The organism is Agrobacterium sp. V1, from assembly GCF_030518355.1.
GTDB lineage: Bacteria > Pseudomonadota > Alphaproteobacteria > Rhizobiales > Rhizobiaceae > Agrobacterium > Agrobacterium cucumeris.
The window spans coordinates 695,087-706,764 of record NZ_JAULSF010000002.1 but is presented as its reverse complement, the minus strand read 5'-3'; the positions used below and the strand labels follow the sequence as shown (position 1 = coordinate 706,764).

The 11,678-nt window shown below is 60.9% G+C and carries 11 protein-coding genes and 1 riboswitch; all 11 genes read left to right on the top strand.

What is annotated here, in order from left to right; genetic code table 11:
- The first annotated feature begins 51 nt into the window (after nucleotides 1-51).
- A complete protein-coding gene (locus tag QSV77_RS17360; RefSeq protein WP_142842720.1) occupies nucleotides 52-756 on the top strand; it encodes a GntR family transcriptional regulator in 705 nt (234 codons plus the stop codon).
- Nucleotides 757-1,091: 335 nt separating this feature from the next.
- Nucleotides 1,092-2,168 carry an ABC transporter ATP-binding protein gene (locus QSV77_RS17355; protein ID WP_302734432.1) on the top strand — a complete coding sequence of 359 codons (1,077 nt, stop codon included), beginning with the start codon at nucleotides 1,092-1,094 and terminating at the stop codon, nucleotides 2,166-2,168.
- Between the two features lie 52 nt (nucleotides 2,169-2,220).
- A complete protein-coding gene (locus QSV77_RS17350) occupies nucleotides 2,221-3,456 on the top strand; it encodes an ABC transporter substrate-binding protein (protein WP_142842718.1) in 1,236 nt (411 codons plus the stop codon).
- A 174-nt stretch (nucleotides 3,457-3,630) separates the two neighbouring features.
- A complete protein-coding gene (locus QSV77_RS17345) occupies nucleotides 3,631-4,542 on the top strand; it encodes a carbohydrate ABC transporter permease (protein WP_003519885.1) in 912 nt (303 codons plus the stop codon).
- Between the two features lie 4 nt (nucleotides 4,543-4,546).
- Nucleotides 4,547-5,401, top strand: a complete 855-nt coding sequence (locus tag QSV77_RS17340) for a carbohydrate ABC transporter permease (protein ID WP_035220846.1) — start codon at nucleotides 4,547-4,549, stop codon at nucleotides 5,399-5,401.
- 12 nt (nucleotides 5,402-5,413) lie between these two features.
- On the top strand, nucleotides 5,414-7,405 hold the full coding sequence (locus QSV77_RS17335; protein WP_302734430.1) for an alpha-glucosidase: 1,992 nt from the start codon (nucleotides 5,414-5,416) through the stop codon (nucleotides 7,403-7,405).
- Between the two features lie 36 nt (nucleotides 7,406-7,441).
- Nucleotides 7,442-7,544: riboswitch (TPP riboswitch) on the top strand.
- Between the two features lie 128 nt (nucleotides 7,545-7,672).
- Nucleotides 7,673-8,458 carry an ABC transporter permease gene (locus QSV77_RS17330; RefSeq protein ID WP_142842716.1) on the top strand — a complete coding sequence of 262 codons (786 nt, stop codon included), beginning with the start codon at nucleotides 7,673-7,675 and terminating at the stop codon, nucleotides 8,456-8,458.
- Entirely contained in the window at nucleotides 8,455-9,405 is a 951-nt protein-coding gene (locus QSV77_RS17325) for an ABC transporter substrate-binding protein (RefSeq protein WP_161991428.1), read from the top strand. The genes QSV77_RS17330 and QSV77_RS17325 overlap by 4 nt, the downstream gene beginning before the upstream one ends.
- On the top strand, nucleotides 9,402-10,142 hold the full coding sequence (locus tag QSV77_RS17320) for a hydroxyethylthiazole kinase (protein ID WP_302734429.1): 741 nt from the start codon (nucleotides 9,402-9,404) through the stop codon (nucleotides 10,140-10,142). Before QSV77_RS17325 ends, QSV77_RS17320 begins: the two co-directional genes overlap by 4 nt.
- A complete protein-coding gene (gene thiE, locus QSV77_RS17315; RefSeq protein ID WP_302734428.1) occupies nucleotides 10,129-10,791 on the top strand; it encodes a thiamine phosphate synthase in 663 nt (220 codons plus the stop codon). The genes QSV77_RS17320 and thiE overlap by 14 nt, the downstream gene beginning before the upstream one ends.
- Complete coding sequence (gene thiD, locus QSV77_RS17310; RefSeq protein ID WP_302734427.1) at nucleotides 10,788-11,585, top strand: bifunctional hydroxymethylpyrimidine kinase/phosphomethylpyrimidine kinase; 798 nt, start codon at nucleotides 10,788-10,790, stop codon at nucleotides 11,583-11,585. Before thiE ends, thiD begins: the two co-directional genes overlap by 4 nt.
- The last annotated feature ends 93 nt before the right edge of the window (nucleotides 11,586-11,678 follow it).

Here is an 11,678-nt window from a genome sequence, read left to right as displayed (position 1 = left end):
ATATGTAAATCAATGATGTATCAATTTTTGTTTCGGGGAGGAAATGGCATCATGAAAAACACTGGCGGCAGCCTGCCCATGTATCTGCAGATCGCCGAAATGCTGGTGCGCGAGGTGGCGGCGGGCCGGCTGATCGATGGCGAAAAACTGGCGCCGGAGCGTGATATGGCGGCCGATCTCGGCATTGCCGTCGGCACGCTTCGCAAGTCACTCGCCGAATTGCAGGAGCGCGGCCTGCTGGAGCGCGTGCAGGGTTCGGGCAACTACATCCGCGCCGTCAGCGATCCGCAAAGCGTTTATGCCTTCTTCCGCCTCGAGATGATCGAGGGCGGCGGCCTGCCAACGGCGGAGGTTCTGGATGTGGCGCGGCTTGCCAAACCCGCCGCCCTGCCCGCTTTCGGCACGTCCGCCGAAGGGCATCGCATTCGCCGCCTCCGGCGCATTGCCGGAAAACCGGCGGCGATCGAGGAAATCTGGCTTGATGGTTCTTATGTCGACACGATCGCCATCGAGAACATGTCGGAATCCCTTTATCTTTATTATCGCACCCGTCTCAATCTCTGGATCTCGAAGGCGGAAGACCGCATCGATCTGGGCGACGTGCCCGACTGGGCACCCGAGGCCTTCGGCCAGAAGCCGGGCGCGCCGGTGCCGCGCGTGCTGCGTCTCAGCCAGGCGCAGGATGGCGCGGTGGCCGAAGTTTCATGGACATGGTTCGACCATACGGTTGCCCGCTACGTTTCTCGCATACGTTGAGATCGCCGCATATTCGCGTGATCCACATGGGGGCAAGAATTTGACGGGAGGCAAGGAAGCGACGACCTGCCTTGCGGCGAGTTTCGCCATTATATTTCTTTAAATCAACGACTTAATAGTTTTTGATTTCTGTCAGAAATAAAATTGATACACTATTGATTTCCTTTTTGTGAAAGGTAATATCACGGAATTAGGGAGACAGGCGTTTCGCCATCCCACGCTATCGCCGGATAATCGGAACAGATTTTCGACAGAGCGATACGTGGAACTTGAAGGTTGATACCGGCTTTTGCGTCCATCGGGATTTTGGACGCGTCGGTTGTGAGGAGGAAAATATGGCTTCAGTCAGCCTGCGCAAGCTGGATAAGAGTTACGGTGCCCTGCGCATCGTCAAGGGCATCGACCTTGAGATCAACGACGGTGAATTCGTGGTGTTCGTCGGCCCTTCCGGCTGCGGCAAATCCACGACGCTGCGTATGGTCGCGGGTCTGGAAAGCATCAGCGGCGGGGAGGTCATGATCGGTGACCGTGTCGTCAACCGGCTGCCGCCGCGCGAACGGGACATCGCCATGGTGTTTCAGGACTATGCGCTTTATCCGCACAAGACAGTGCGTGAAAACATGGGTTTCAGCCTCAAAGTACGCGGCGTGAGCGCTTCGCAGGCCAATGCCAGCATCGATGAGGCGGCAAAGATGCTCGGCATCGAGCATCTGCTTGACCGCCGGCCCGGCCAGCTTTCCGGCGGCCAGCGCCAGCGTGTGGCCATGGGCCGCGCCATCGTGCGCCGCCCGCAGGTGTTTCTGTTCGACGAGCCGCTTTCCAACCTTGACGCCAAACTCCGCGGACAGGTGCGCACGGAAATCAAGCGGCTGCACCAGCAGCTCGGCACGACGATCATCTATGTCACCCATGACCAGGTGGAGGCCATGACGCTCGCCGACCGCATCGTCATTCTGCGTGGCGGCGATATCGAGCAGGTCGGCACGCCGGACGAGGTCTATAACCGTCCGGAAAGCGTCTTTGTCGGCGGTTTCGTCGGTGCACCCGCCATGAATTTCGCCCGCGCCAGGGTAAACGGCGACCGGCTGACATTTTCCGACGGCAATTTCCTGCCGATGGCGGCCATCCGGCCAGCCCGCGAAACTGGCCTCGAAGGGCGCGAAGTCATTGTCGGCATTCGCCCGGAACATTTCGGCCCCGCCGAGGGCTTCGATACGCAGCTTGCGGTCAAGGTACAGGTGGTGGAGCCGCTGGGTTCCGATACGCTCGTCCATTTCAGCCTCGGCGATGCGGCGCTGACCGCCAGAATGCCGCCGCAGCTTCGCCCGGCGCCGAACGAGGAGCTTAAGATCGGGCTCGATCCGTCCAAGGTTCATCTTTTCGACGCCGCGACGGAGCGCTCTATCCACTGATTGCCGGGCGTGGAAACGCTGCGGCCAACGGGTTTAATAACGGGAGGAACACATGAAATTCAAAGCTATAACCAGGGCAGCGCTCTGCGCAACCATGCTCACTTTCTCGGGACAGGCCTTTGCCGATGCCGAACTGAAAGTTTTCGTTTCCAGCCAGCATCAGCCGGATGTCTGGCGCAAGGCGCTCGATCAATATGAGGCGAAGACGCCGGGCGTGAAGGTTGTCATCGAGACAGGCGGCAACACCTCGGAAATGCAGGCGCAATATCTCAACACCGTGATGTCGGCGAAGGATTCCAGCCTCGACGTGCTGATGCTCGACGTCATCCGTCCGGCGCAATTCGCCACCGCCGGCTGGACCAGCGATTTCTCCGGCAAGGACATGTCCGCCTATCTGCCGACCTATGCCGAAGCCAACACCGTTGACGGCAAGATCGTGGCATTGCCCGCCTTCGCCGACTCCATGTTCCTTTATTACCGCAAGGACCTGCTGGACAAATATGGCATTCAGCCGCCAACCACCTGGGACGAGCTGAAGGAAGCATCCAAGAAGGTGATGGAGGGTGAAAAGAACCCCGAGCTTCAGGGCCTGTCCTTCCAGGGCAAGGCGATCGAAGGCGCGGTCTGCACCTTCCTCCTGCCCTATTGGAGCGAAGGCAAGTCGCTGGTCGAAAACGGCAAGCTGAACTTCGATAACCAGGCGGCCGTGGATTCGCTGAAGCTCTGGAAGAGCTTTGTCGATGAAGGCATTTCCAAGAAGAACATTTCCGAAGTCGCGACCGACGACACCCGCAAGGAATTCCAGGCTGGCAAGGTTCTCTTCGCCGTCAACTGGTCCTACGCCTGGACGCATTTCCAGGGCAAGGAATCGCAGGTGAACGACAAGGTTGGCGTCGCCCGCCTGCCGGCCGTCAAGGGCGGCGAGCAGACAACCTGCCTCGGCGGCTGGGAATTCGGCGTTTCCGCCTATTCCAAACAGCAGGATGAAGCCAAGAAGCTGGTGGAATATCTCTCCGGTCAGGATGTGTCGAAGTTCATGGCCATCAACGCCACGCTGCTGCCGACCTATGCCGCGCTTTACAAGGATGCCGACGTGACCAAGGCAATCCCGTGGTTCGCCGATGCCCTGCCCGTGGTTGAAACCGCCAAGGCCCGTCCCGTGACGCCGCGTTACAACGAGGTCAGCGAGACGATCCGCACCACCGTCAACGGCGTACTTGCCGGTGTCATGACGCCGGAAGACGGCGCAAAGCAGATGGAAAGCCGTCTGCGGCGCGTTCTGCGCTAAGCTTCAAGGCCGGAAAGCGGCATGGTTTCATGCCCTTTCCGGCTGCTTCGACGGACAGGAATAAACGCGCCCGGGCGGTGCGATAAACGGGCCGGATATGAACCGGTCCGATCGGGAGACGATGACGTGAATCCAGTTGCGGGAGTGGCAGGTGTGACAATGCCGGAAAGAACCATGGTCCGGGTGGACGAAAAGCAGCTGCCGCGCTGGACGCGGTGGCTCGATCTCGGCGACCGGTCGCTTGCCGTGCTTCTGCTGGCGCCTGCCGCCATTCTTCTGTCGCTCATCATCGTCTATCCGGTGGCGCGGCTTGTTTATACCTCGTTTTTCAGCCTGTCGCTGACATCGGGCCTGCCGGCGGAATTCATCGGCTTTGAAAACTACACGGCGATGTTCGATGACCCGATCTTCTGGGAAACGACCTGGAACACGGTTCTGATAACGCTGATTACCGTGCCCGGCGCGCTATTCATGGGCCTCGGCCTCGCGCTGCTTGCCAATCTGCCCTTTTCCATGCAATGGCCGATGCGCCTGTCGCTGCTCATCCCCTGGGCGCTGCCGCTCTCCTTTGCCGGCCTGATCTTTGCGTGGTTCTTCCATTACGAGTATGGCGTGGTCAATGATGTGCTGAACCGGCTGGGCTTTGAAGGTGTCATCTGGTTCAACTCCCCCAACTGGGCGTTCGCGGCCATCTGCCTGACGATCATCTGGAAGACATCCTCTTTCATGGCGCTGATGATCCTTGCCGGCCTGCAGACCATTCCCCGCTCGCTCTACGAGGCGGCGGATGTGGATGGCGCCGGTAAAATCCGGCAGTTCTTCGAAATCACCCTGCCGCTTCTCAAGCCCTCGATCGTCGTCGCCCTCATCTTCCGCACGATCACGGCGCTGCAGACCTTTGATATTCCTTACATGATGACCGGCGGTGGCCCCGGCACATCCACCACGACGCTTGCCATGTACATTCACCAGAACACCGTTTCCTTCCTCGATCTCGGTTACGGTTCGGCGCTCGCTGTCATGATGTTTGCGCTCTCCATGTGCGTCACCGCCGTTTATCTCCGCATCATCAGGACGAAGGACTGATCCCATGAGCACCGTTGCAAATTCCGGTCTGTCCTCGTTCTTTTCCGGCAAGCCGCTGCGCTTCATCGCGGCCTCCATCCTTCTGGTCAACGGCCTGTTTCCGGCAATCTGGATCCTCTTCACCTCGCTGAAGACGGAAGCGGAACTGACGGCGAAGCCGATCACCTGGTTTCCGCACGCGCCCACGCTGGCCAACTACATGCAGGCCTTTTCCGATCAGCCGCTGCACCTCTTCCTGTTCAACAGCTTCATGGTGGCGCTGCTTTCGACCGCACTCACCATCCTGATTTCGGTGCTGGCGGCTTACGCGCTGGCGCGGCTCAACCTCAAATACCGGGCGCTGATCCTGTCGCTCATCATCGCCGTTTCCACCTTTCCGCTGGTGACCCTGCTGGTGCCGCTGTTCGAAATCATGCGGGCGCTGAACCTGCTCAACAGCTGGACGGCGCTTATCCTGCCCTACACCGTGCTTTCGCTGCCGGTCTGCACGCTGATGCTGGTCTCCTTCTTCGAAAGCATTCCGCGCGATCTCGAAAACGCCGCCATGATCGATGGCTGCACCCGCATCGGCGCGCTGTTCAAGGTGGTCGTGCCGCTCTGCGCACCGGGCGTCTTTACCGCCGGCATTCTTGCCTTCGTTAATGCCTGGGATGAATTCCTGCTGGCGCTTTCCTTCAATTCCAATCCGGCCCTCCGCACCCTGCCCGTCGGCATCCAGCTTTATCAGGGCGAGTTCGCTTTCCCCTGGCCGGTCATTTCGGCGGCGCTGGTGGTTGGCATCGTGCCGGTCGCGATCCTGATCGTCATCTTTCAGGAACGGGTTGTCTCCGGCCTCACCGCCGGCGGCCTCAAGGGCTAAACAGGTACAGTCATGCATTTCGAAAAGACCAAAGACGGCTTCACGCTCGCAATCGGCGGCCGCACCATCCTTGCCCATTCGCCAGACAACCCCGCCTTCTTCGCCGGTTCTGGCCGCGAGCGGATGGATATGTATCGCGGCAATTTCGACATAGAGGACTATGTCATCGAGCGGACCGCCCTGTGCCACGCCGAGTTGAATGGCGACAGCGTCACGCTTTCCTCCGCGCCCGGACAGGCCACTCGCCTGCGCCTGACGCTGGACGGCAACGCCATCAGGCTGACGGCTCTGGATGAAACCATCAACCGCCTGTGGCTGCGCATCGTCGCGGAAACGGATGAGCACGTCTGGGGCGGCGGCGAGCAGATGTCCTATCTCGACATGCGCGGCCGGCGTTTCCCGCTCTGGACTTCTGAACCCGGCGTCGGCCGTGACAAGACCTCGGAGATCACCTTCAAGGCCGATGTGAGCGGCAAGGCGGGTGGTGATTATTACAACACCAACTACCCGCAGCCGACGTATCTCTCGTCGCGCAAATACGCCCTGCATGTGGAAACGAGCGCCTATTCGGTGTTCGATTTCCGCAACGGCGATTTCCACGAAATCGAAATATGGGCGATCCCGGAAAAGATCGAGTTCTTCGCCGGCGATGCCTTCACCGATATCGTCTCCGCCCTGTCGCTGCGGTTCGGACGCCAGCCGGAACTGCCGGAATGGGTCTATAACGGCGCGATCATCGGATTAAAGGACGGCGTCAACTCCTTTGCCCGGCTGGAGAAAATCCGTGCGGCCGGAACGAAGGTTTCCGGCCTCTGGTGCGAGGACTGGGTGGGCCTGCGCCAGACATCGTTCGGCGCGCGCCTCTTCTGGGACTGGCAGGCCAATGACACCCGCTACCCACATCTGCGCCAGAAGATCGCCGAGCTGGCCGATCACGACATTCGTTTCCTGGGCTATGTGAACCCCTATCTCTGCGTTGACGGCCCGCTGTTCCCGGCCGCCGAAGAAGCCGGTTATTTCGCAACTGGCGCGGACGGCAAGACGGCGCTGGTGGATTTCGGCGAATTCGACTGCGGCGTTGTCGATTTCACCAATCCGGCCGCCGCCGAGTGGTTTGCCGAAGAGATCATCGGCAAGAACATGCTGGATTTCGGCCTTTCCGGCTGGATGGCCGATTTTGGCGAATATCTGCCGATCGACATCAACCTCTCCAACGGCGTCGATGCCAAGCTGATGCATAATGCCTGGCCCACCCTCTGGGCCGAGGTTAACGCGAAGGCCGTCGAAAGCCGGGGCAAGACGGGTGAAGCGCTATTCTTCATGCGCGCAGGCTTCACCGGTGTGCAGGCCCATTGCCCGCTGATCTGGGGCGGCGACCAGTCGGTCGATTTCTCCCGCCACGACGGGCTTGTCACCGTCATCTGCGGCGCGCTCTCTTCCGGCCTGATGGGCAACGCCTATCACCATTCCGATATTGGCGGTTACACCAGCCTGTTCGGCAATGTCCGGACAGCGGAACTCATCATGCGCTGGACGGAAATGGCCGCCTTCACGCCTGTCATGCGCACCCATGAGGGCAATCGCCCGCGCGACAATCTCCAGATCGATCAGGACGAAACGGTTCTCGCCCATTTCGCCCGCATGACGGCAATTTACGTTGCGCTCGCCCCCTATCTGAAATCGCTTTCCGCAGAGGCGGCTGAGACAGGCTTGCCGGTGCAACGCCCGCTTTTCCTGCATTTCGAGGATGACCGGCAGACCTACGCCATTCAGGACTGCTATCTCTATGGAGCCGACATGCTGGTTGCGCCGGTCTGGAAAGCGGGCGAAACGCAGCGCAAGCTTCATCTTCCGGGCAATGGCGAATGGGTGCACCTGTGGAGCGGCGCGCGCCATCCCGGCGGACGCGAAGTCACCATCGAAGCGCCGCTCGGCCAGCCGGCGGTTTTCTATCGTGCCGATAGCCGACATATCGCCCTGTTTGAACAGCTTCGCAGCATCTGAGCCGTTGACAGCCAGCTAAAAAAGCGACAGTTTCCCACGCATTCCGAGGGGAGCACCGAACGGTGCTGAGATGGCGATGAGCCGGACCCTTGAACCTGATCCGGGTCATGCCGGCGTAGGAACGGAAACTGTCGCACCCTTCAGGCGCTGCCCTTTCTCTTCTCCGCTTGGCCATGATCTCCGTGATTGTCACATCTGGAGACTGAATGATGATGCTGAAACCTTCTGTCCTTCGCACATGGTGCGTTTGCGTCTGAGGTCCGGCTCATGCGTGCCACCCATGCATTGAACGGTATCGGTCTCCTGCTGCTTCTGTGGCAGGCAGGCACATGGCTGTTTGCGCCGCCACGCTATATCCTGCCGTCGCCCGCCGATGTCGCCGCCGCCTTCTGGCGTCAGCCCGGCTTCCTGTTCGGGCAGGCCATGGTAACGCTTGGCGAAATGGCGCTTGGGCTAGCGGCCGGTGTTACGGCTGGCATCCTCGTCGCCTTCACCATCGCCGCTATCCCGCGTCTTGGCCGCCTCGTCTGGCCCATGGTTCTGGTGCTCCAGGCCTTCCCGGTCTTCGTGCTCGCGCCCATTCTCGTGCTCTGGTTCGGTTTCGGCATGGCCTCGAAAGTGGTGATGACGGCGATCATCATCTTCTTCCCCGTCGCCTCCTCCTTCACCGATGGCCTTAACCGCACGGATCGCGCCATTCTCGACGCCGCCTCGCTGACGGAGGCAAGCCACTGGCAGATCCTCACCCGGCTGCGCGTGCCGCTGGCGCTGCCATCGCTTATTTCCGGGCTGAGGGTCGCCGCCCCGCTCGCCCCGCTGGGCGCCGTCATCGGCGAATGGGTGGGAGCTTCGGCGGGGCTCGGTTTCGTCATGATCCAGTCCAATGCCCGCATGCAGACTGACACCATGTTTGCCGCCATGGCCATTCTTGCCGTCATGGCGGTGCTGCTGCGGCTCATCGTCGACCGGGCGACCGCCAATCTGGCCCCCTGGGCCAAAGAAACAGAATATACCATTCCTCTCAGATATTTACGGAGACTTTCGGCACCATGAAACGAACGCTTCTTTCCCTCATCGTCGCGGCAGCAGGCGCATTTGCTCCCATGCAATCACAGGCAGCCGACAAGCTTACCGTATTGCTCGAATGGTTCGTGAACCCCGATCATGCGCCGATGGTGATCGCCAGGGAACGTGGCCTGTTTGCCGACGCCGGGCTGGAGGTGGAACTGGTGCCGCCGGCCGACCCTTCCGCCGTGCCGCGTCTCGTCTCGGCAAAACAGGCCGATATCGGCGTGCATTACCAGCCGAACCTCTATCTCGATCACGATGCCGGCCTGCCGCTCGTGCGTTTCGGCACACTGGTGGAAACTCCGCTGAACACCGTCACGGTTCTCGCGGATGGGCCGATCAAGAGCCTGAAGGACCTGAAGGGCAAGAAGGTCGGTTTTTCCGTTTCCGGTTTTGAAGATGCGATGCTTAAGCGCATGCTGGAAAAGGACGGCCTGACGAAGGATGACGTCGAACTCATCAACGTCAATTTCTCGCTCTCGCCATCGCTGATCGCCGGCAAGGTGGATGCAACGCTCGGCGGTTTCCGCAATTTCGAACTGACGCAGATGAAGCTCGAAGGCCATGAGGGCCGCTCCTTCTTCCCGGAAGAACATGGTGTGCCGGCCTATGACGAGCTGATCTTCGTCACCCATCGCGATCTCGCAAAAGACAACCGCCTGCCGCGTTTCCTCTCTGCCGTGGAGCAGGCCGCGATCTTCATCACCAATCACCCGCAGGACTCCTGGCAGCTTTTCATCAAAGCCTATCCGAACCTTGACGATGCGCTGAACAAGCAGGCCTTCTTCGACACGCTACCGCGTTTCGCCAAACGTCCCGCCGCTCTCGACCGCGCGCGCTACGACCGCTTCGGCGCCTTCATGCAGGAGATGCAGCTGATCAAGCAGGCACCGAAGGCAGACGATATCGCCGTGGAGCTGCAGCAGCCATGACGACGAATTTCCCGACAGCGGCAAAAGCCGCCGAGATTCTGGAGCGGGTGCGCAAGACGCGCCCGCGCGTACACTGCCTGATGAACACCGTGGTGCAGAAATTCACCGCCGACGGCATCACCGTCGTCGGCGGCATTCCCTCGATGACCACCTCGCTCGAGGAAATCGAGAGCTTCGTCACCAAGGCGGATGCATTGACCGTCAATCTCGGCACGCTGGATGCCGAGCGGCGCAAGGTCATCCGGCTGGCGATCGAGATCGTCAATGCATCCGGCAAGCCGTGGATCGTCGACCCCGTCCATTGCGATTATTCGCCATCCCGTCTGGAGTTTGCCCGCGAACTCATCGCACTTTCCCCGACGATCGTGCGCGGTAACCGCGCCGAAATGAGCCTGATCGGCGATGTGCCCGACGCGGTGCGGATCGAAACAGGGCCGGTCGATCATCTCCGCGACACGACCCGTGGCGTCAGGATCGTCAACGGTCATCCATGGATGGCAAAGGTCACCGGCACCGGTTGCCTCTCGGGCGGCATCATCGCCGCTTTCATGGCCGTGGAGAAAGATGCGCTGGCGGCGGCGTCCTCCGCCCTTGCCGTGACAGGGGTTTCCGCCGAGTTAGCTGCGAAACAGGCCAGAGGCCCCGGCACCTTCGAACCGGCATTTCTGGATGCGCTTTCCGAAATTTCAGGGGAAGACATCATCAACCACGCGAGGATAGAGCATGAACAAGGTTGATTACCGCCTCAACGCATTGGTCGATGCCAGTCTTGCCGATGTCGCGCCCTTACCCGAGCTTGCTTTGGCGGCCGCACTCAACGGTGCGACCATTCTGCAATATCGTGACAAGCACGGCTCGACGCGGGAGATGATCGACAACGCCCGCGCCATTCATGAGGCCATCGCCGGCACCGGTGTCCCGCTTGTTATCAACGACCGCGTCGATGTGGCGCTCGCCTCCGGCGCTGATGGCGTGCATCTCGGTGCCGATGACATGGATGCGAAGACCGCACGGCGCATTCTCGGCGAAAAGGCGATCATCGGCCTCACCGTCAAGAACCGCGCCGATGCCGAGCGAGCGGCCTCCATGCCTGCCGATTACGCCTGCATTGGCGGCGTGTTCGAAACGGTTTCCAAGGTGAACCCGGACAAGCCGGTCGGTATCGATGGTTTTGCGACGCTTCGCGCCCTGCTGCGCGAATGGCGGCCGGATATGCCTGTCGGCGCCATCGCCGGTATCGACCTTGCCCGTGTACCGTCAGTCATCGCCGCCGGCGCGGATGGTGTCGCGGTTATTTCCGCCATCTTCCGGGCAGGCGATATTGACAGCGCAACCAAGGGCTTCCGCTCTGCAATTGACGCGGCGCTGAAAGCGAGACAGCCATGACATCCATTGCATTGACCATTGCCGGCTCCGACAGCGGCGGCGGTGCCGGCATTCAGGCCGACATCAAGACCTTCTCCGCTGTCGGCGTCTATGCCGCCAGCGTCATCACCGCCATCACCGCCCAGAACACCAGGGGCGTGACGGCGGTGGAGGATATTTCAGTGGCCACCATCGTTGCCCAGATGGACGCGGTTTTTTCCGATCTCGCCGTCAATGCAGTGAAGATCGGCATGGTCTCACGCATCGAAACCATCGCCGCCATCGCGCAACGGCTGCGGCGGCAATCGCAACCGGTGGTGCTTGATCCCGTGATGGTGGCGACATCAGGCGACCGGCTGCTGCATGAGGACGCCATCGAGACATTGCGGCGGGAGCTTTTGCCGCTCGCGGCCGTCGTCACGCCAAACCTGCCCGAAGCGGCGCTGCTGACCGGCACGCCGATGGCGGAGGCGCAGACGGACATCAACCGCCAGGCCGAGACGATCCTCAAGGCCGGTGCAAAAGCCGTACTCATCAAGGGCGGCCATGGCGATGGGCCTGAGAGCACGGATTATCTGTTTGCTGATGGCACCATGCTGGCGCTTGCCGCGCCGCGGGTGGACACGAAGAACGACCACGGCACCGGCTGCACGCTGGCGGCGGCGATTACGGCCCACGTTGCCAGGGGTTGTGAGCTGCGGGAGGCGGTCGGGCTTTCGAAGGAATATCTGAATGGGGCGCTCGATGCCGGGCGGGGGCTTGCTGTCGGGAATGGGCGGGGGCCGGTGCATCATTTTTATCGGTGGTGGGGGTAGCAACGCGAAGGTGGCGCGTGGGGCTTACCCCCCTCTGTCCTGCCGGACATCTCCCCCACAAGGAGGGAGATCGACCCGAGGCGAGGTCTCTCC